Source organism: Mycobacterium sp. E3198, from assembly GCF_001667015.1.
GTDB lineage: Bacteria > Actinomycetota > Actinomycetes > Mycobacteriales > Mycobacteriaceae > Mycobacterium.
Genome location: NZ_LZIS01000027.1, coordinates 26048 through 45606 on the forward strand (window position 1 = coordinate 26048; position 19559 = coordinate 45606).

General features: G+C 70.4%; 17 protein-coding genes. 3 read left to right on the forward strand and 14 right to left on the reverse strand.

Annotation, left to right across the window (positions count from 1 at the left end):
• Positions 1 to 15 precede the first annotated feature (15 nt).
• Positions 16 to 276: a DUF899 family protein gene (locus A5673_RS03830; protein WP_068227262.1), complete on the reverse strand. Its 261-nt coding sequence runs from the start codon at positions 274 to 276 to the stop codon at positions 16 to 18.
• Positions 277 to 601: 325 nt separating this feature from the next.
• On the opposite strand from A5673_RS03830, the gene A5673_RS30555 reads away from it, so the two are divergent.
• The gene (locus A5673_RS30555; protein WP_082958526.1) at positions 602 to 2278 is read left to right on the forward strand and encodes a PE domain-containing protein; all 1677 of its coding nucleotides are present in this window, start codon (positions 602 to 604) and stop codon (positions 2276 to 2278) included.
• A gap of 337 nt (positions 2279 to 2615) precedes the next feature.
• Here A5673_RS30555 and A5673_RS03840 read toward each other — a convergent pair whose 3' ends face one another.
• The 7 genes from A5673_RS03840 to A5673_RS03870 form a co-directional block, all read right to left on the reverse strand.
• Positions 2616 to 5057, reverse strand: a complete 2442-nt coding sequence (locus A5673_RS03840) for a [protein-PII] uridylyltransferase (protein ID WP_082958527.1) — start codon at positions 5055 to 5057, stop codon at positions 2616 to 2618.
• Positions 5058 to 5102: 45 nt separating this feature from the next.
• Positions 5103 to 5441 carry a nitrogen regulatory protein P-II gene (glnB, locus tag A5673_RS03845; RefSeq protein WP_067880293.1) on the reverse strand — a complete coding sequence of 113 codons (339 nt, stop codon included), beginning with the start codon at positions 5439 to 5441 and terminating at the stop codon, positions 5103 to 5105.
• On the reverse strand, positions 5438 to 6826 hold the full coding sequence (locus tag A5673_RS03850) for an ammonium transporter (RefSeq protein ID WP_068227379.1): 1389 nt from the start codon (positions 6824 to 6826) through the stop codon (positions 5438 to 5440). The genes glnB and A5673_RS03850 overlap by 4 nt, the downstream gene beginning before the upstream one ends.
• Positions 6827 to 7016: 190 nt before the next feature.
• Positions 7017 to 8321 (reverse strand): signal recognition particle-docking protein FtsY, encoded by a 1305-nt coding sequence (gene ftsY / locus A5673_RS03855; RefSeq protein ID WP_068227265.1) that lies wholly within the window; start codon positions 8319 to 8321, stop codon positions 7017 to 7019.
• 175 nt (positions 8322 to 8496) lie between these two features.
• Positions 8497 to 12096, reverse strand: coding sequence for a chromosome segregation protein SMC (gene smc / locus A5673_RS03860; RefSeq protein WP_068227267.1), 3600 nt, complete (start codon positions 12094 to 12096; stop codon positions 8497 to 8499).
• 121 nt (positions 12097 to 12217) lie between these two features.
• Entirely contained in the window at positions 12218 to 12511 is a 294-nt protein-coding gene (locus A5673_RS03865; protein ID WP_068227269.1) for an acylphosphatase, read from the reverse strand.
• Positions 12498 to 12911, reverse strand: a complete 414-nt coding sequence (locus A5673_RS03870) for an OsmC family protein (protein WP_068227271.1) — start codon at positions 12909 to 12911, stop codon at positions 12498 to 12500. The genes A5673_RS03865 and A5673_RS03870 overlap by 14 nt, the downstream gene beginning before the upstream one ends.
• A 154-nt stretch (positions 12912 to 13065) precedes the next feature.
• Here A5673_RS03870 and A5673_RS03875 point away from each other — a divergent pair, with 154 nt between their 5' ends.
• The gene (locus A5673_RS03875; protein WP_068227273.1) at positions 13066 to 13842 is read left to right on the forward strand and encodes a PIG-L deacetylase family protein; all 777 of its coding nucleotides are present in this window, start codon (positions 13066 to 13068) and stop codon (positions 13840 to 13842) included.
• Between the two features lie 82 nt (positions 13843 to 13924).
• Here the strand turns inward: A5673_RS03875 and mutM are convergent, their stop codons facing one another.
• The 4 genes from mutM to sepIVA all read right to left on the reverse strand — a co-directional run bounded on the left by mutM (position 13925) and on the right by sepIVA (position 16933).
• Entirely contained in the window at positions 13925 to 14785 is an 861-nt protein-coding gene (gene mutM / locus A5673_RS03880; protein WP_068227274.1) for a DNA-formamidopyrimidine glycosylase, read from the reverse strand.
• Positions 14786 to 14788: 3 nt separating this feature from the next.
• On the reverse strand, positions 14789 to 15502 hold the full coding sequence (gene rnc, locus A5673_RS03885) for a ribonuclease III (RefSeq protein ID WP_068227276.1): 714 nt from the start codon (positions 15500 to 15502) through the stop codon (positions 14789 to 14791).
• Entirely contained in the window at positions 15499 to 16080 is a 582-nt protein-coding gene (locus A5673_RS03890) for a DUF177 domain-containing protein (protein ID WP_156747825.1), read from the reverse strand. Before A5673_RS03890 ends, rnc begins: the two co-directional genes overlap by 4 nt.
• A gap of 115 nt (positions 16081 to 16195) precedes the next feature.
• Positions 16196 to 16933 carry a cell division protein SepIVA gene (gene sepIVA, locus A5673_RS03895; RefSeq protein ID WP_068227381.1) on the reverse strand — a complete coding sequence of 246 codons (738 nt, stop codon included), beginning with the start codon at positions 16931 to 16933 and terminating at the stop codon, positions 16196 to 16198.
• Positions 16934 to 17284: 351 nt separating this feature from the next.
• Between sepIVA and A5673_RS03900 the strand changes: the two genes are divergently transcribed.
• A complete protein-coding gene (locus tag A5673_RS03900) occupies positions 17285 to 18466 on the forward strand; it encodes a permease (RefSeq protein ID WP_068227279.1) in 1182 nt (393 codons plus the stop codon).
• A 23-nt stretch (positions 18467 to 18489) separates the two neighbouring features.
• Here A5673_RS03900 and coaD read toward each other — a convergent pair whose 3' ends face one another.
• Together coaD and rsmD are read right to left on the reverse strand one after the other, a co-directional pair.
• On the reverse strand, positions 18490 to 18972 hold the full coding sequence (gene coaD / locus A5673_RS03905) for a pantetheine-phosphate adenylyltransferase (protein ID WP_068227281.1): 483 nt from the start codon (positions 18970 to 18972) through the stop codon (positions 18490 to 18492).
• 22 nt (positions 18973 to 18994) lie between these two features.
• Positions 18995 to 19549 (reverse strand): 16S rRNA (guanine(966)-N(2))-methyltransferase RsmD, encoded by a 555-nt coding sequence (gene rsmD, locus A5673_RS03910; protein ID WP_068227283.1) that lies wholly within the window; start codon positions 19547 to 19549, stop codon positions 18995 to 18997.
• Positions 19550 to 19559: the final 10 nt, after the last annotated feature.

A 19559-nucleotide genomic window follows, 5' to 3' on the forward strand; every position in this document is an offset into this window, starting at 1 on the left:
CGACAAGCACATTGGCTAGACTGCCGCAGTGACGCGAGCAGTGGTGTTCCTCGGCAGCGTCGTATCCGTCGTGATAACGCAGCCACGCCATCGGGTAGGGCACCGCATCGTCGGCGCCGCGTCCGAGCGGTAAGGCTTGTCGATTTCGACCATCGGCATCTCGTGCCGCACCGATGCCAGACGGTCGCGCCGGCGGGTCAGCTCCTTCTCCTGTTCGAGTAACTGGGTGCGCGCAACGAGCCACTCCGAGCGCGGCACGATCCTGGGAGTGCTCATGGTGTTCCGGCCTCGACAGGTTGTGACAGTTGAATTTCCGGGCACAACGCGCCCGCAGGACACGAGCCGAAGGCCTCGTCGGGGCCGCCCACCGCGACCATCAGGTGCTTCTCCACGGCAGCCTGCGCGTCTTGCGGCGCCTCCACACAGGCCACGTCTGCCGCCGTCGACCCGAACGTGTGGACCTTCGCCCACGCGATGTCCCGAGAATTAGGTAGTCGATTACTTATGCTTCCCCCAGACCCCTTGCTTACGGTGCACCTACCTGACGGTGGAGGACCGCCGGGCTAGTGACAACCAGGGGCTAGCCAGTAGGACGATCGACATGTCGTATGTAATCGCGGCGCCGGAGATAATGACCCCGGCGGCAACGGATCTGTCCAACATCGGCTCAGCGCTGAGCGCCGCGCAAGCGGCGGCGGCCGCCCCGACGACGGGGGTGCTGGCCGCGGCTGAGGATGAGGTGTCGGCGGCGATTGCGGCGGTGTTGTCCTCCCATGGCCAGCAGTTTCAGGCGCTCAGTGCGCAGTCGGCGGCGTTTCATGACCAGTTTGTGCAGGCCTTGAACAGCTCGGCGGGCGCGTATGCGGCTGCCGAGGCGGCCAATGTCTCGCCGTTGCAGGCCCTGGAGCAGGACCTGCAGGCCTTCGCGACAGCCCCGGTGAAGTTTCTGACGGGGCGCCCGTTGTTTGGCGATGGCGCCAATGCGCCGGCGGGCAGTGGCCTGCCCGGCGGGGACGGCGGGTGGCTTTTCGGTAACGGCGGCAATGGTGGGTCGGGTGCTGCCGGGCAGGCCGGCGGGGCCGGCGGGGCCGGCGGCGCGGGCGGTGCTGGTGGGTGGCTGTTCGGTAACGGTGGCCTGGGTGGTGGCGGCGGGAACGGCGGGGCCAGTGGGACCTTTGGCGTGGCCGGCGGCAACGGCGGTGCCGGTGGCGTTGGTGGTCACGGCGGGCTCGTCGGCGGCGTCGGCGGCGTCGGCGGCGCCGGCGGTCCCGGCGGTGCCGGCGGGGTCGGCGGCGCGGTCATCGCCGGCTTTGCCGCGCCCGGCGGTGCCGGCGCATTGGGCGGCGCGGGCGACGGCGGGGCCGGCGGTCCCGGCGGGACCGGCGGGGCAGGCGGGTCTCCCGGCCACGTCACGACCATCACCGTCGGCAGCTATCCGTCCGGGGTGGCGGTCAACCCCGGCGGCGACGTCTACGTCACGAACAGTGGCAGCAACACGGTGTCGGTGATCGACCCCGCCACCAACACCGTCACCGGATCACCCATCACCGTCGGCAGCTTTCCGGTCGGGGTGGCGGTCAACCCCGGCGGCGACGTCTACGTCGCTAACTATGGCGGCAACACGGTGTCGGTGATCAACCCCGCCACCAACATGGTCACCGGATCACCCATCACCGTCGACAGTCCGTACGGGGTGGCGGTGAACCCCGGCGGCGACGTCTACGTCACCAGTACTGCCAGCGCCACGGTGTCGGTGATCGACCCCACCACCAACACGGTCACCGGATCACCCATCACTGGTTTCAGCGTTCCCTACGGGGTGGCGGTCAACCCCGGCGGCGACGTCTACGTCACCAACGGTGGCAGCAACACGGTGTCGGTGATCAACCCCGCCACCAACACCGTCACCGGATCACCCATCACTGTCGGCAACAGTCCGGATGGGGTGGCGGTCAACCCCGGCGGCGACATCTACGTCGCCAACTATGGCAGCGGCACGGTGTCGGTGATCAACCCCGCCACCAACACCGTCACCGGATCACCCATCACCGTCGGCAGCGGTCCGGTCGGGGTGGCGGTCAACCCCAACACCGGGTACGTCTACGTCGCCAACGTTTACAACGACACGGTGTCGGTGATCAACCCCGCCACCAACACCGTCACCGGATCAGCCATCACCGTCGGCAGCGGTCCGGGCGGGGTGGCGGTCGACCCCACCACCGGCTACGTCTACGTCACCAACTTCTACAGTGGCACGGTGTCGGTGATCAGTGGGTAGTGGTGTGCCGCCCGAATTGGGGTTGCGCGGATAACGTGCGAGCTTGCGGGTGTGCGGTCCTCGTTGGGGTGGCCGTGGTCTGCTCGCCGTCGACGGCGGGCAGCAACCCGGCCGCGTAGCGCCGACGCCGACCATGATGACCTCGTGGGCCTGTGGCGGTGGTCGCGAAGCGGTACCCGACAACACCTTGGTGTTAGCGCGGTTTAGGGGTCGCCCTAGCAACCGAACGAATTGTTCTCGTAGGCCCGTAAAGAGATCCCCTTAGGGGACACCGCCTCGCCGGCATCTAGTTCTCATCGACGAAGAAGAAGAAGCGCTGACCGCTCAGGACACACCACTAGCTCGCGACGACTTCTCCCGCGCCGCCCAACGCGACCATCAGGTGCTTCTCCACCGCCGCCCGCGCATCGTCGGCGGCCTCCACGCAGAACACGTCGGCCGCCGTCGACCCGAACGTGTTGACCTTCGCCCACCCGATGTCGACCCCGGCGCGCTCCAGCGCACGCGCCAGCAGCGCGAGCAGGCCCGGCCGGTCCATGGCGCGCACCTCGACGACCAGGTGGCCGTCCGCGGCGGGGTCCAGCCACACGATCCGCGGCGGCGCGGTCGAACGCGTCACGGGGACCCCGGCCTGCACCTCCCCGGCCCGCGCGGAACCCGGCCCCGCCTCGCTGTCCCGCTTTTCCAGCGCGGCCATCACGTCGATGTCGCCGGCCAGGGCGCCGACGAACTGCTGGCGCAGCAGCTCCGGCGCGGCCGGCGAACCGAAGTGCGGTGACACCACGAATTCGGTGATCGCGACGCCCTCGTAGCTGTTCACTGTCGCCGAGTGGACGCCCAGCGAGTTCAGCGCCAGCACGGCCGCGGCCCTCGACACCAAGCCCCGCTGGTCCGGGGCGACCATCACGACGCGATACATCCGCGCGCTGTCGCCCGGGGTGATCTCCACGTGCACGCCCTGGTCGGCGGCGAGCGCAAGGTAGTGCGGAGTGGCCGGATCGGCCTGCGGCAGCGGCTCACCGGCCATCACCATGCGGCAGCGGCGCACCAGATCCTCGATCAGGGACGCCTTCCAGTCGCTCCACACGCCGGGCCCGGTCGCCTTCGAGTCCGCCTCGGTCAGCGCGCGCAGCACGTCGAGCAGCAGCGGATCCCCGCCCAGGGCCTCCGACACACCCTCGATGGTCTTGGGGTCGTGCAGGTCGCTCCGGGTGGCCACCACCGGCAGCAGCAGATGGTGGCGGACCAGCTTGGACAGGAACTCGGCGTCCTTGGGCGCGACACCGAGCCTGGCGCCCATCTCGATGGCCATCTGAGCGCCGAGCACGCTGTGGTCGACTCCCCTGCCCTTGCCGATGTCGTGCAGCAGCGCGCCCAGCGCCAGCAGGTCGGGCCGGGCCACGCGGGTGGCCAGCGGGGCCGCGTTGACGGCGGTCTCGACGACGTGCCGGTCCACCGTCCACTTGTGCGCGACGTCGCGGGGCGGCAGGTCGCGGATCGCGACCCATTCCGGCAGCAACCGCTCCCACAACCCGGTGCGGTCGAGCGCCTCGATCGTCGCCACCGCGGTCGGCCCGGCGGAAAGCACGACCAGCAGGTCGTCCAGCGCCTCGCGCGGCCAGGGGGTCGGCATCTCGGGCGCGGCGGCGGCCAGGCGACTCAGCGTGGCGGCGCCGATGGGCACCCCGCTGTCGGCCGAGGCCGCCGCCACCCGCAGCACCAGCCCGGCGTCGGTCTCGGGCGCGGCGTCACGGGCGAGCACGATCTCCCCCGCGTACTCCACCACGCCCTCGTCCAGCGGTCGCCGCTTGGGCCGCCGGACCAGCGCCGACACGCCGCGCCGCGGCAAGGCGTTTTCGGCGGTCCGCAATCCCGTTTCGGCGTGGTAGGCGATGGTGCGGCCGGCGCCGGAGAGCTTGCGCGCCAAGTCGAATCGGTCGCCGATGTGCAGGGCGGCGCTGATCTCGTCGGCGTACTGCGCCAGCAGCTGATCGCGGCCGCGCCCGGACACCCGGTGCAGCTCGGTGCGCACGTCGAGCAGCGTCAGATAGGCATCGTCGAGTGAGCCCCCCGGCGTTTCCGGGCGGGCCATGCCGTGGCGGTCGATGAGCTGGGCCACCCCCAGCGCGTTGAGCAGTTGCACGTCGCGCAGGCCGCCGCGACCCGACTTCAGGTCCGGCTCGGCGCGCTGCGCTATGCGGCCGCAGCGTTCCCAGCGGGCCGCCGTGATGTCGACCAGCTCGTCCATCCGAGAGCGAATTGCGCTGCGCCACTGCCTTCTTGCGCCGGCGATCAATTCCTCGGACAGCCGCGCGTCGCCGGCGATGTGGCGGGCGTCCAGCATGCCCAGCGCGGCGATCATGTCGGCATTGGCGACGCCGAGCGCGCCGGACACCGTTCGCACGCTGTGGTCAAGCCGAACGTTGGCGTCCCACAACGGATACCACAGCTTGTCGGCGACCCGCTGCAGCACCTCGGCCGGCTTGTCGTCGTGCAGCAGCATCAGGTCCAGATCGGAATACGGCAGCAGCTCGTGGCGACCCAGTCCGCCGATGCCGACGATCGCGAACCCGCTGCCGTCGGAAATCCCGATCTGCTCGGCCGTGGCGGTCAGCCACGACTCGTGCAGGTCCAGCCACGCGTGCCGCAGCTCGGCCGCGTGCAGCGCCGCGCCCTCCGACAGCAGCCGACGCCGCGCGGCAGCCAAATCGCTTGCCGCGCAGGCGTTTTCTGTTCCCGCTCCAGATGACCCGGACGGGTCGGGTGGGTCCTGTTTCATACCCTCCCGGCCCGTCCGGCCTGGATCAACAAGCTACGGCTGGGGTCAGAGGGCATCGGTTCCGCGTTCGCCCGTGCGCACCCGCACGATGGTTTCGACGGGGCTCACCCAGACCTTGCCGTCACCGATCTTGCCGGTGCGCGCGGCGCGGACGATGCTGTCGACGACCTTGTCGACGATGGAGTCGTCGACGACGACCTCGATCCGCACCTTGGGCACGAAGTCGACCGAGTACTCGGCACCGCGGTAAACCTCGGTGTGGCCCTTCTGCCGGCCATAGCCCTGGATTTCGCTGACCGTCATCCCCAGGACGCCGGCCTCCTCGAGGGCGGTCTTGACGTCATCGAGGGTGAATGGCTTCACGATCGCCGTGACTAGCTTCATGACTGCTCTGCCTCCACTTTGTCGGCCGTCCGGTCGTCGAGGCCGTTACGGTCATCCACGGGGATCCGCGCCGCCGGAAGAACCGACCCCTGTCCGCCGATCACGCCAAAATCGTATCCGCTCTCGGCGTGTTCGGCCTCATCGATGCCCGAGGACTCGGCCTCGGGGTTCAGGCGCAACCCGATGGTGTATTTCAGGATCAGGGCCAGGATCAGGGTGACGATGCCGGAGTAGAAGAGGACGGCGAACGCGCCGACCGCCTGCCGCTCCAGCTGGTCCCAGCCGCCGCCGTAGAACAACCCCTTCGACACCCCGGTCACGCCGTTGATCGCCGGGCTCTCCGGCGCGGCGAGCAGGCCGACCAGCAGCGTGCCGGCCAAGCCGCCGACCAGGTGCACGCCGACCACGTCGAGCGAGTCGTCGAAGCCCAACTTGAATTTCAATCCGACCGCCAGCGCGCACACCACGCCGGCCACCAGGCCGACCACCAGCGCACCCAACACGTTGACCGAGGAGCACGACGGGGTGATGGCGACCAGCCCGGCGACGATGCCCGACGCCGCTCCCAGCGTGGTGGCCTTGCCGTCGCGGATGCGCTCGGTCAGCATCCAGCCGAGCATGGCCATGGCCGTCGCGATCGTGGTGGTCATGAACGTCGAGCCCGCGACACCGTTGGAGCTGGTGGCCGACCCGGCGTTGAAGCCGTACCAGCCGAACCACAGCAATCCGGCGCCGAGCATCACGAACGGCAGGTTGTGCGGCCGGAAGAGCGTGGTGGGCCAGCCCTTGCGCTTGCCGAGCACGATCGCCAACATCAGGCCGGCCACGCCCGAGTTGATATGGACCGCGGTGCCGCCGGCGAAGTCGATCGCGTGCAGCTTATTGGCGATCCAGCCGCCGTGCTCCGACGCGAACCCGTCGAACGCGAAGACCCAGTGGGCGACGGGGAAGTAGACCAGCGTCGCCCACAGGCCGGCGAACACGAGCCAGGCGCTGAACTTCAGCCGGTCGGACACCGCCCCCGAGATCAGCGCGACGGTGATGATCGCGAACATCAGCTGGAACGCCACGAACACGGTGGCCGGCAGGGTGCCCGCGAGCGGGATGTCCGTTGCCGCCGTGCCTTTGCTCGGGTCCGCGGCCACCGCGTTGACACCGATGAGCCCCTTCAGCCCCCAAAACGAGGTCGGCTTCCCCATGACGTTGCCGACGTCGTCGCCGAAGGCGATCGAGTAGCCATACAGAACCCACAGCACGGTGACGACGCCCATCGCGCTGATGCTCATCATGAGCATGTTCAGGACGCTTCTGGCGCGCACCATGCCGCCGTAAAAAAACGCCAGGCCCGGCGTCATCAACAACACCAGCGCAGAGCTGGCCAGCATCCAGGCGGTATCGCCGGTATTGGGCTGGCCCAGTATCGGGTATGTCACTCGCTATCTCCTCCGGTCGGCCCACGACTGGCCATCAGACACATGCCTGATGACCTGATCCAGAACCTTGCGCAATGGTTGTTTCCGCAATGGGGCCGCCGTGTTTCGGCGTCATTAACGTCGCGCGCGACGTGTTAGGGGTTCAGCCGAGCAGGGCGTCGACGAACGCGGCGGGTTCGAAGGGCGCGAGATCGTCCGGGCCTTCGCCGAGCCCGACCAGCTTCACCGGCACCCCGAGCTCCTGCTGGACGCGGAAAACGATGCCGCCCTTGGCCGTTCCGTCCAGCTTGGTGAGCACCGCGCCGGTGATGTCGACGACGTCGGCGAACACCCGGGCCTGGGCCAGCCCGTTCTGCCCGATGGTCGCGTCGAGCACCAGCAACACCTCGTCGACGGCCGCGCGCCGCGTTATCACGCGCTTAACCTTGTCGAGCTCGTCCATCAGCCCGACCTTGGTGTGCAGGCGCCCGGCGGTGTCGACGACCACGACGTCGGCGCCGGCGGCGATGCCCTTGTCGACGGCGTCGAACGCCACCGACGCCGGGTCGGCTCCTTCGGCCCCGCGCACCACCTCCGCGCCCACCCGGGAGGCCCAGGTCTGCAACTGGTCGGCCGCCGCGGCCCGGAAGGTGTCGGCCGCGCCCAGCACGACGCGCCGCCCGTCGGCGACCAGCACCCGCGCCAACTTGCCGACGGTGGTGGTCTTCCCGGTGCCGTTCACGCCGACGATCAGCAGCACCGACGGGTGGTCGGCGTGCGGCAGCGCGCGGATCGAGCGGTCCATGTCGGGGTGCAGCTCGTTGATCAGGACGTCGCGCAGCACGGCCTTGGCGTCGGCCTCGGTGCGGACGTTGCCGCTGGCCAGCCGGCTGCGCAGCTGCGAGATCACCGACGCGGTGACCACCGGGCCCAGGTCGGCGACCAGCAGGGTGTCCTCGACGTCCTGCCAGGACTCCTCGTCGAGGTCGCCGCCGCCGATCAGGCCCAGCACGCTGCGCCCGAGCGCGTTCTGCGACCGGGCCAGCCGGCCGCGCAGCCGCTCCAGCCGGCCCTCGGGCGGGGCGATGGCCTCGATCTCGGCGGCCTCGGGCGGCGCCTCGGGCGGGGCCTCCGGGAGGGGCCGGGCCTCCGGGACCGGCGGGGCCTCGGCCTCGCGCGTCTCGGGTTCGGGCAGTTCGACGTCGGAGATCGTGCGCTTGGGGGCGTCGCGGGGAACGGTGGCGTCGTCGCCTACCGCGGGCAGCCCGCCGCTGTCGATCGTCGGCGCGGACTGGCTGAAGGTGATTCCCGACGACGCGGTGTACCCCCCGGAGCGGTCGAGCGCCCCAGGCTCGGGCCGGGCCAGGCTGATCCGTCGGCGGCGGTACCGCGCCAGGCCTGCGACCAGCGCGGCGATGACGAGCAGGGCTGCGACGACCGCGACGGCGATCCAAAGGCCTTGTGACACGCTGACAATCCTTCCAGCCGCGGCTCACCCAGCGCTCATGGGGCAGTGGTCTATGTCCTTGGCGTCGCGTGTGTCGCCAGGGCGTCGGCTGTGCTCCCTCGGCGGAGAAATCGCCGAAATCCCTCCCTCAGCGCACGCGGGAAGCCGTCAGTTCACACTCGAGCGTTGTCGCGCCCTACGTAGAGCTGGAGACCAGCTGGTCCACCTGCTGGCCGCGCATCCGCTGGGAGATCACCGCGGTGATGCCGTCGCCCTGCATGGTGACGCCGTACAGCGCGTCGGCGACCTCCATCGTGGGCTTCTGGTGAGTGATGATGATGATCTGCGAGCGCGCCCGCAGCAATTCGAACAGGCCGATCAGGCGGCGCAGGTTCGTGTCGTCGAGCGCGGCCTCCACCTCGTCCATGATGTAGAACGGCGACGGGCGGGCCCGGAAGATCGCCACCAGCATCGCCACCGCCGTCAGCGCCTTCTCGCCGCCGGACAGCAAAGACAGCCGGGTGATCTTCTTGCCGGGCGGGCGCGCCTCGACCTCGATGCCGGTGGTGAGCATGTCGCCCGGGTCGGTCAGCCGCAGCCGGCCCTCGCCGCCGGGGAACAGCACGGTGAAGACTTCCCGGAATTCGCGCTCGACGTCGGTGAAGGCGTCGCTGAACACCTGCAGGATGCGGGCGTCGACGTCGGCGATGACGTCGAGCAGGTCCTTGCGGGCGGCCCTGACGTCCTCGAGCTGGGTGGACAGGAAGTTGTAGCGCTCCTCGAGCGCGGCAAACTCCTCCAGCGCCAGCGGGTTCACCCTGCCCAGCTCGGCCAGCTCGCGTTCGGCCCGCTTGGCCCGGCGCTCCTGGGTGGGCCGGTCAAAGGGGATCGGGGCGGGCGCGTACACCTGCTCGCCGCGCTCCCGGGCCTGCTCGTACTCGGCCATTTCGAGCTCGGTCGGGGGCAGGGCGACCTCCGGGCCGTACTCGGCGATCAGGTCGGCCGGGGCCATACCGAACTGCTCGAGCACCATCTGCTCGAGCTGCTCGATGCGCATCGCGGCCTGGGCGTTGGCCACCTCGTCGCGATGCAGCGAATCGGTGAGCTGGGCCACCCGCGCGCCCAGCGCATGCACCTCGTCGCGCACCGCCGCCATCGCCGCGGTTCGCTCCTGGCGTTCGGCGACCAGCGCGTCCCGGATTGCCGAGGCCGCGGCGACCACCCGGTCCAACCGCGCCGCCAGCAGCCGCCCGGCATCGGCCACCGCGGCGGCCACGGCGGCCGCGCGCAACCGCGCCTCCCGCGCCTGCTGGGCGCGCAGCCGCGCCTCGCGCTCGGCGGCGGCCGCGCGGCGCAGCGAATCCGCCCGCCCGCGCACCGCGTCGGCGCGCTCCTCCGCGGTCCGCACCGCCAGCCGGGCCTCCACCTCAACCCCGCGGGCGTTTTCGGCGGCCGCGGCGATCTGGTGCCGGTTGGCCGGTTCCGCCGCCTGCACGTGCTGGGTCTCCTGGGCGTTGCGCAGCCGGGTCTCCAGCTCGGTGACCTCGTCGACGGTCTGCGCGCGCCCCGCTTCGAGCTCCGCGCGCTGGCGCAGCAGGCCGCTCCACTCCTCCTCGGCGGCGCGGGCCTCCTGCCCGAGGCGGCCCAGCTGCTCGTACATCGCCGAGATCGCGGTGTCGGATTCGTTGAGGGCGGCCAGCGCCTGCTCGGCGGAATCCTGGCGGGCGATCTGCTCGGTCAGCGCGCCGGACAGCGCCGCGGTCAGCTGCCCCACCTGCGCCTCGGCGGCGGCCAGCTCGGCGCCGGCCTTGTCGATTTCCGAGGTGAGCTCCAGCGTGGACAGCTTGCGGTCGGAGCCACCGCTGACCCAGCCCGCGCCCACCAGGTCGCCGTCGAGCGTCACCGCGCGCAGCCGCGGGCGGGCCGCCACCAGCTCCAGCGCGTCGCCGAGCGCGGTGACCACCGCGACGCCCGACAGCATGGCGGTCATCGCCCCGCGCAGCCGCTCCGGCGCGTCGATGAGGTCGAGCGCCCACACCGCGCCGTCGGGCAGGCCGGCGGTGGGCCCGGGTTGCTCGGCCGGCCAGTCGCCCAGCACCAGGGCCGCGCGGCCGGCATCGGCCTGCTTGAGGGCGTCGACCGCCGCACGGGCCGCGCCGAAGCTTTCCGCGGCCAGCGCGTCGGCCGCCGAGCCGAGCACCGCGGCCAGGGCCGCCTCGTAGCCGGACCGGACCCGCACGAGCTTGGCGATCGGGCCTAAAAGACCTGTGCCGGAACGGTTTTGCGTGAGCCACGCGGCGCCGTCCTTGCGCTCCAGCCCCACCGAGAGCGCGTCGATGCGGGCGCGCAGCGAGGCCACCTCCCGTTCGGCGCCGCGCTCGGCGGCCTGCAGTTCGGCGACGCGTTCGTCGGCCAGCCGCAGCGCGGCGACGGTCCGCTCGTGGTGCTCGTCGAGGCCCACCTCGCCCTGGTCGAGTTCGCCGACGCGGGCCTGCACGGTCTCGAATTCGGCGCGGGTCTGCTGGGCGCGGTTGGCGGCCTGTTCGATGCGCTCGGACAGCCGCGCGACGCTGTCGTCGATCGATTCGACCCGCGCCCGCATCGTCTCCACCTGGCCGGCCAGCCGCGCCAGGCCCTCGCGCCGGTCCGCCTCGGCCCGCACCGCCGCCAGGTGGGCCCGGTCGGCCTCGGCGGCCGCGCGCTCGCGCTCGGCCAGCTCGGCGCGCGCGGCGTCCAGGCGGGTGCGCGCGCCGTCCAGCTCGGCCAGCAGCCGCTGCTCGGTCACCTCGATTTGCCGGGCCTCGGCTTCCAGCGCGTCCGGGTCGGTGTCGCCCGTCGCCACCGGCTCGACGTCCAGGTGCTGGGCGCGTTCGCTCGCGATGCGCACCGTGGCGCCCACCCGTTCGGCCAGCGCGGACAGCCCGAACCAGGTGTGCTGGACCGATTCGGCGCGCACCGACAGCTCGGCGAGCGCCGTCTCGTGCGCCGTGAGCTCCTCGGAGGCCACCGCGAGGCGGGCGGCGGCCTCGTCGTGGTCGCGGCGCATGAGGGCCTCGGCCTCGAAGATGGCGTCGCGCTCGGTCTGCCGGCCGACCAGGTCGTCGGCGGCCAGCCGCAGCCGGGCGTCACGCAGGTCGGCCTGGATGGTCTGGGCGCGGCGGGCCACCTCGGCCTGGCGGCCCAGCGGCTTGAGCTGGCGGCGCAGCTCGGTGGTCAGATCGGACAGGCGGGCCAGGTTCGCCTGCATGGCGTCGAGCTTGCGCAGCGCCTTCTCCTTGCGCTTGCGGTGCTTGAGCACGCCCGCGGCCTCTTCGATGAACGCGCGGCGATCCTCGGGCCGCGACTGCAGGATCTCGTCGAGCTTGCCCTGGCCGACGATGACGTGCATCTCGCGGCCGATCCCGGAGTCGCTCAGCAACTCCTGGACGTCCATCAAACGACAACTGCTGCCGTTGATTTCGTATTCGCTGGCGCCGTCGCGGAACATCCGCCGCGTGATCGAGACCTCGGAGTACTCGATGGGCAGCGCGTTGTCTGAGTTGTCGATGGTGACGGTGACCTCGGCGCGGCCCAGCGGGGCCCGTGACGAGGTGCCGGCGAAGATGACGTCCTCCATCTTCCCGCCGCGCAGCGTCTTGGCCCCCTGCTCCCCCATCACCCAGGCCAGGGCGTCGACGACGTTGGACTTGCCCGAGCCGTTGGGGCCGACGACCGCGGTGATGCCGGGTTCGAAGCGCAGAGTCGTCGGCGAGGCGAAGGACTTGAAGCCCTTCAGCGTCAGACTCTTGAGGTACACGGCGAGCCAGACTACCGCTCAAATCGCCCCGGCCAGCCCCACCGGAGGGGTGTCGACGCGCCTCAAATTTGCCTGGCGTTCACCCTGCGACGCACTGGCCACAGGGGCAACACCCGTCACGTCAGCGCTCGACGAATCCGTCGAACCGCTCCGCGGGTTCCGACCAGTCCGCGACAACCTTGTCCACGTGACCCGGCCGCGACGGCCACGCGGCGCCGCCCTGCAGCAGATCCAGCAGCTTCTCGCCGGCCTCGCGCGGACCTTGGGCCACCACCAGCACCCGGCCGTCGGCCTGGTTGGCGGCGTAACCCGTGAGCCCCAGCTCGAGCGCGCGGGATCGCGTCCACCAGCGAAAACCGACCCCCTGGACGCGCCCGTGCACCCACGCGGTGAGCCGGACCTCAGGCTCCGGCATCGGCGATCTCGAAGTTGACGGTGGTCCCGGATTTCAGGGTGCGCCCGACGGTGCAGACCAGGTCGACGGCCCGGTTGGCGACGACGAGCACCCGCTGCTTCTCCTCCTCGGACAGCCCGGACAGGTCCAGCTCGAGCGTCTCCTCGAGCAGCGGATAGCGTTCCTGCTCGCGGTCGGCCGGCCCGGACACCTTGATCGTCGCCTGGTAGTCGTCGCCCAGCCGGCGGGCCAGCGGCTCGTCGGTGGACATGCCGCTGCAGGCGGCCAGGGCGATCTTGAGCAGCTCGCCCGGGGTGAACACACCCTCGACGTCCTCCGAACCGACGAGCACCTGGGCACCGCGCGAGCTGTACCCGGTGTAGCGACGCGATCCGGTGCGTTCGACCCACAGTTGCGTCATGGTTTCTTTTCTACCGGGTGGCCTTCGCGGCTACGACTTGCCGTTGAGTGTGTTTCCTGGGCGACCCCGCCCGGCGTGTCGCCACCCTGGGCTCACACTCGAAAGCCCTGCCCGCACACTCATCGCCGCGGCCGCCGCGGGCATACTGCGTTTCATGGCCACCGTCGTCGCATTCCACGCCCATCCGGACGACGAGGTGGTCCTCACCGGCGGCACGCTCGCCCGGGCGGCCGCGGCCGGGCACCGCGTCGTCCTCGTCACCGCGACGGACGGCCGCGTACACAACGACGACAACCAGCTCCGGTTGGACGAATTACGTTCGAGCGCAAGCATTCTCGGAGTACACCGGCTCGAGTGCCTCGGCTACGCCGACAGCGGCTACGGTCCCGACTTCTACCCCGATCCACCGGGACGCGTCAGGTTCGGCCGAGCCGACGTCGACCAGGCGGCAGGGCGGCTCGCGGCGATACTGCGCGAGGAAGCCGCGGATGTGCTGCTCAGCTACGAGAGCAACGGCGGCTACGGCCACCGCGATCACGTCCAGGTGCATCGCGTCGGCAAGCGGGCCGCCGAGCTGGCGGCGACGCCGCGAGTGCTGGAGGCGACGATACCGCGCGAATTGCTGACGCGCATCGGGCGTTTCGCCCGTCTGCTGCGGCTGCCGGCGCCCTACGAACCGGACGTTGCGCGCACCGCCTACGCGCCCAAAGCGACGATCACCCACCGCGTCAACGTCTTCGGGTTCGCGCGCCACAAGCGCGACGCGATGGCCGCCCACCGCTCGCAGATCGGCAACTCGGCGGCGGCCGCGCGCCTGTTCGGCTTGCTGCTTCGGCTGCCGCCCCAGGTGTCCGGCGTGCTGTTCCCCTTCGAGTGGTTCGTCGATCCGGCCGTATCGCCGGGCGCTGTACGCCGCGACATCTTCGACTGACCCGTCGTTGAGTGTGATCCCCGGGCGACGCCGCGCGCATGTCGTCGCCCTGGGTTCACATTCAAAAGCCCTGCGCGCACGCTCACCGCCGCGGTCGCGGCTGGCATCGCGGGCAGTAGAACGACGAGCGATTCATGAACTTCTCCCGGCGCATCACCGCGCCGCAGCGCCGGCAGGGTTCGCCTTCGCGGCCGTAGGCGTCCAAAGATCGGTCGAAGTAGCCCGACTCGCCGTTGACGTTGACGTAGAGCGAGTCGAACGAGGTCCCGCCCTGCGCCAGCGCGTCGCGCATCACGGCGGCGGCGGCGTCCAGGACGGCGGCCAGTTGGCGCCGGCTCAACGTGTCGGCGATCCGCGCCCCGTTCACCTTGGCCCGCCACAACGCCTCGTCGGCGTAGATGTTGCCGATCCCCGACACCACCTGCTGGTCGAGCAGCTGGCGTTTGATCTCGGAATGCTTGCGCCGCAACACGTTGACCACCGCGCCGGCATCGAACTTCGGGTCCAGCGGGTCGCGCGCCAGGTGCGCCACCGGCGCGGGCACCACGCTGCCGTCCACGGTCACCAGGTCGGCCAGCATCCAGCCGCCGAAGGTGCGCTGGTCGGCGAAGCTCAGCACGGTCCCGTCGTCGAGCAGCGCGGAGATGCGGACGTGGTCGGCGCGCGGCACCTTCCCGAGCAGCATCTGCCCGCTCATGCCGAGGTGCACCACGAGCGCGGTGTCCGGGTCGGCCGGGCCGTCCAGCAGCAGCCACAGGTACTTGCCGCGCCGATCGGTTCCGGCGATCCGCGCGTCGAGCAGCCGGGCGGTGAGATCGGCGGGCCCCGCCTCGTGGCGGCGCACGGCGCGCGGATGATGCACCCGGACCGCGGTGATCGTCTTGCCCGCCACGCGGGCCTGCAAGCCGCGGCGCACCACCTCGACTTCGGGCAGTTCGGGCATCGGCTACGCGGACGTCTTGTCCGCGGTGTCCAGCGCCTCCAGCGCCTTCCAGGTCGCGGCCGCGGCCTTCTGCTCGGCCTCCTTCTTGGAGCGGCCGACCCCCGACCCGTATTCGGTGTCCATCACGACGACCACCGCCGTGAATTCCTTGTCGTGGTCGGGTCCGGTGGAGGTCACCAGGTACGACGGTGCGCCCATGCCGCGCGCCGCGGTCAGCTCCTGCAAGCTGGTCTTCCAGTCCAGCCCGGCCCCCAGCGTGGGCGCGGCGTCCAGCAGCGGGCCGAACAGCCGCAGGATCACCTCACGCGCGGTGTCGATCCCGTGCTGCAGGTAGATGGCGCCCAGCAGGGACTCCATGCCGTCGGCCAGGATGCTCGACTTGTCGGCCCCGCCGGTGTTCGCCTCGCCGCGGCCCAGCAGCAGGTGCACGCCAAGGCCCGCGTCGGACAGCTTCCGCGCGACGTCGGCCAGCGCCTGGGTGTTGACCACGCTGGCCCGCAGCTTGGCCAGGTCGCCCTCCGACCGGTCGGGGTGACGGTGGTAGAGCTCGTCGGTGATGGTCAGGCCCAGGACCGCGTCACCGAGAAACTCCAGCCGTTCGTTGGTCGGCAGCCCGCCGTGTTCGTAGGCGTAACTGCGGTGCGTCAACGCCAGCGACAGCAGTTCGTCGGGCAGGTCGGCCCCGAGAGCCTCCAGCAGGGCTTGCCGCGACGTCACCGCTCGTCCCGCTTGGTTTCCGGCGGCAACATGTCGGCCAGCTTGGCCCAGCGCGGGTCGATGCGGTCGTGGTGATGGCCGGGCTCGGCGGCGAGGGCGACACCGCAGTCGGGGCACAACCCCGGGCAGTCCGGGCTGCACACCGGCGAAAACGGCAACTCCAGCCCGACGGCGTCGATGATCGGCTGCTCGAGATCGATGGTGTCGTCGACGATGTGGCCTACCTCGTCCTCCTCGGTGGTCGCCTCGGTCGTGCTGTCCGGATACGCGAAAAGCTCGGTCAGCCTGACCTCGACGCGCCCGTTGACCGGCGTCAGGCACCGGGCGCATTCGCCGACGGTCGGCGCGGCGACCGTGCCGGTCACCAGCACGCCCTCCGACACCGACTGGATTTGCAGGTCCATCTCCACCGGGGCGCCCTGTTCGATCGCGATCATCGGCAGTCCGATGCGCGACGGGCTGGGCACGGTGTTGCGCAGGGTGACCATCGCTCCCGGGCGCCGGCCGAGTCGGGTGATGTCGAGCCGCATCGGCGAGGTCGCATGGCGCTGCGTCGTGCTGCTGTGCTGCCTCGTCATAGAAGAAATCCTACGGCGCGGCGCGCGTAAGGAAAGGGCGTTGACGGGGTCCCGGGCGGTCAGGCCCGATGGCGGCGACCCGCATTGCCCGGCTACGCCGCGCTTGCGATCGCCGTCAGCGCGTCGCGTAGTCGTGGGTGCCGGCGGCCGTACGGAGCTGGTGGCGACCGCGGCCGACGGACCGCAGGGTGCCGTTGAGGAATTCCTCGAACTCGGCCAGCTTGTTATCGACGTAGATGTCGCACTCGCCGCGCAGCCGGTCGGCCTCGGCGTGCGCAGTGTCGATGAGGCGGGTGGCCTCGGCGTTGGCCGCCTCCACCACGCTGTTCTGCGACACCAGCCGCTGCTGCTCCTTGATGCCCTCCTGCACGGCCTTCTCGTAGGAGATGTTGCCGTTCTCGATCAGCCGGTCGGCTTCGGCCTGGGCGCGGCCGACGCTGGCCTCGTACTCGCGTTTCGCCGCCGTGGCGATGCGGATCGACTCCTCGCGAGCCTCCCCGACCATCCGCTCGCTGTGCTGGCGGGCCTCGTTGACCATCCGGTCGGCCTGCGCTTTCGCGTCGGAGAGCAGCCGGTCCGCCTCCGCGCGCGCGTGGTTGAGCATCGACTCGGACTCCGTCGTCGCCGACGAGACCATCGATTCGGCGTGCGACTTGGCGTCCTGCAGCATCGAATCGCGCGCGTCGAGCACGTCCTGGGCGTCGTCCAGCTCGCCGGGGATCGCGTCCTTGATGTCGTCGATCAGTTCCAGCACGTCACCGCGCGGCACGACACAGCCGGCCGTCATCGGCACACCGCGCGCCTCTTCCACGATGGCGCCCAGCTCGTCGAGCGCCTCAAAAACTCGGTACACGGCCATGCCCTCCTGGCGTCTCGCAAAAAAGCTTCGTTGTTACCAGTGTGCCTGCTGTTGCCTCTGTGACAGCGGTGGCGACGCCGGTGTGTCGAACATTTGCCCGCTGAACAGGGCCGCGGCGAGTGAAATCCATAGCTTTTGCCCGTTCGCGCCATGCCGCGGGCCCAACCGCCGCGCGGGGTTCGTCAGTCCATATTCTTTTGCCCGGTCCCCGCACCGATTGTGGAGCCATTCTAGAGAAAACGGCGACCATAGCCCCGAAAACGCCCCCGGCGCCCTTGACCTATACCCCATGGGGGTATAGGTTGGCTGACGATTCGGCCCGAGCGAACCGAAGGGGAGGACTCGATGAGGGTGCTGGCGGCGGTCGGTCATGCCTTGGGGCTGGCCGGGTCGATGACCTGGGAAATCCTGTGGGCGCTGATCCTCGGCTTCGCCTTGTCGGCGGTGGTGCAGGCCGTGGTGCGCCGGTCGACGATCGTGTCGCTGATGGGCGACGACCGGCCGCGCACGCTGGCGGTCGCGGCCGGGCTGGGTGCGGCCTCGTCGTCGTGCTCGTACGCCGCGGTCGCCCTGGCGCGCTCGCTGTTCCGCAAAGGCGCCAACTTCACCGCCGCGATGGCATTCGAGATCGGTTCCACCAACCTCGTGGTCGAGTTGGGCATCATCCTGGCCCTGCTGATGGGCTGGCAGTTCACCGCCGCGGAATTCGTCGGCGGCCCGCTGATGATCGTGGCGCTCGCCGTGCTGTTCCGGCTGTTCGTGCGGTCCCGGCTCGTCGACGCCGCCCGCGAGCAGGCCGAGCGCGGCATCGCCGGCTCCATGGAAGGCCATGCCGCCATGGACATGTCGATCCAAAAAGAGGGCTCGTTTTGGCGGCGGCTGCTGTCCCCGCAGGGCTTCACCTCGGTCTCGCACGTGTTCGTGATGGAGTGGTTGGCGATCCTGCGGGATCTCGTCCTGGGTCTGCTGATCGCGGGTGCCATCGCGGCGTGGGTGCCCGAAAGCTTTTGGCGGATCTTCTTTTTGACCGATCACCCGGTCTGGTCGGCGTTGTGGGGGCCGATCGTGGGACCGATCGTCGCGATCGCGTCGTTCGTGTGCTCGATCGGCAACGTGCCGCTGGCCGCGGTGCTGTGGAACGGGGGTATCAGCTTCGGCGGCGTCATCGCCTTCATCTACGCCGACCTGCTGATCCTGCCGATCCTGAACATCTACCGCAAGTACTACGGCACGAAGATGATGCTGACGCTGCTCGGCACCTTCTACGCCGCGATGGTCGCCGCCGGCTATCTGGTCGAGTTGCTTTTCGGCACAACGGGTCTCATACCAAGCGAGCGCAACGCCACGGTGCTGGAGGCGTCGGTCTCCTGGAACTACACCACCTGGCTCAACATCGCCTTCCTCGTCATCGCGGCGGTCCTGATCGTGCGATTCGTCACCTCGGGCGGAGTCCCGATGCTACGGATGATGGGCGGCTCCCCCGCGGCGATGGACGGTCACCACGATCACAGCCATCAAGGCGACTGACGGCTGTGGCGCAGGGTTGAGGGTCAGGGGCGCGCCGACAGCTTCTCCCGCATCCGGCGGTTCACCGGTTCGGGCAGCAGCTCCGACACGTCGCCGCCCAGCAGCGCGACCTCCTTGGCCAGCGAGGAGGACACGAACGAATAGCGCGGCGTGGTGGCGACGAAAAACGTGTCCACACCGGCGATGTGCTTGTTCATCTGCGCCATCTGCAGCTCGTATTCGAAGTCGGTCCCGGTGCGCAGGCCCTTCACGATGGCGGTCATCCCCCGCGACCTGACGAAGTCGACGACCAGGCCCTGGCCGGACTCCACCCGTAGGTTGCCCAGGTGCGTCGTCGACTCCTCGATCATCGCGATCCGCTCGTCGAGCTCGAACATGCCCTTCTTGGCGGGGTTGACCAGGATCGCCACCACCACCTCGTCGAACTGGGCCGAGGCGCGTTCGAAGACGTCGATGTGGCCCAACGTCACCGGGTCAAACGAGCCCGGGCAAACCGCGCCGCTCATAAGCGTGACGCTACACGCCCGGCTAGGTGTGTTCGGCCAGCTCCAAACGGGTGTCGCCGTACACGCGCTCGGGCCACACCGACCAGCCCGCCGGCCAGGTCAGCGGCGCGCCGGCGGCCGGACGCTCCACGGCCGCAACGGTTCCCTCGCGCACCCAGCCGTGTGTGCTCAGCGCGGCCAGCACGGCGCCCAGCTCCGCGGTGTCGGTGTCGTAAGGCGGGTCGGCCAGCACCAGGTCGACCGCGGACGAGGCGCCGGCCGCCAGCACCGTCGCCACCGCGCCGCGGCGCAGGGTCGCGCCGGGCAGCCCCAGTGCCTCGATGTTGCGCGCGATGACGGCCGCGGTCCGCGGGTCGGACTCCACGAACAGTGCCGAGGCGGCCCCCCTCGACAGGGCCTCCAGCCCCAGCGCGCCCGAACCGGCGTACAGGTCCAGCACCGCCAGACCGGCCAGGTCCCGGCGTGCGGTGACGATGTTGAAGAGCGATTCGCGCACCCGGTCGGTGGTGGGTCTGGTGCCCCGCGACGGGACGGTGATGCGCCGCCCCCCGGCGGCGCCGCCGATGATCCGGGTCACGCGCGGACGT

Coding starts and splice junctions, on each gene's coding strand:
- A5673_RS03890 (WP_156747825.1), bottom strand. CDS start 16,080: ATGACGAGGCAGCACAGCAGCACGACGCAGCGCCATGCGACCTCGCCG.
- A5673_RS03900 (WP_068227279.1), top strand. CDS start 17,285: ATGAGGGTGCTGGCGGCGGTCGGTCATGCCTTGGGGCTGGCCGGGTCG.
- A5673_RS03875 (WP_068227273.1), top strand. CDS start 13,066: ATGGCCACCGTCGTCGCATTCCACGCCCATCCGGACGACGAGGTGGTC.
- A5673_RS03850 (WP_068227379.1), bottom strand. CDS start 6,826: ATGCTGGCCAGCTCTGCGCTGGTGTTGTTGATGACGCCGGGCCTGGCG.
- A5673_RS30555 (WP_082958526.1), top strand. CDS start 602: ATGTCGTATGTAATCGCGGCGCCGGAGATAATGACCCCGGCGGCAACG.
- coaD (WP_068227281.1), bottom strand. CDS start 18,972: ATGAGCGGCGCGGTTTGCCCGGGCTCGTTTGACCCGGTGACGTTGGGC.
- A5673_RS03865 (WP_068227269.1), bottom strand. CDS start 12,511: ATGCCGGAGCCTGAGGTCCGGCTCACCGCGTGGGTGCACGGGCGCGTC.
- glnB (WP_067880293.1), bottom strand. CDS start 5,441: ATGAAGCTAGTCACGGCGATCGTGAAGCCATTCACCCTCGATGACGTC.
- A5673_RS03840 (WP_082958527.1), bottom strand. CDS start 5,057: ATGAAACAGGACCCACCCGACCCGTCCGGGTCATCTGGAGCGGGAACA.
- mutM (WP_068227274.1), bottom strand. CDS start 14,785: ATGCCCGAACTGCCCGAAGTCGAGGTGGTGCGCCGCGGCTTGCAGGCC.
- A5673_RS03870 (WP_068227271.1), bottom strand. CDS start 12,911: ATGACGCAACTGTGGGTCGAACGCACCGGATCGCGTCGCTACACCGGG.
- A5673_RS03830 (WP_068227262.1), bottom strand. CDS start 276: ATGAGCACTCCCAGGATCGTGCCGCGCTCGGAGTGGCTCGTTGCGCGC.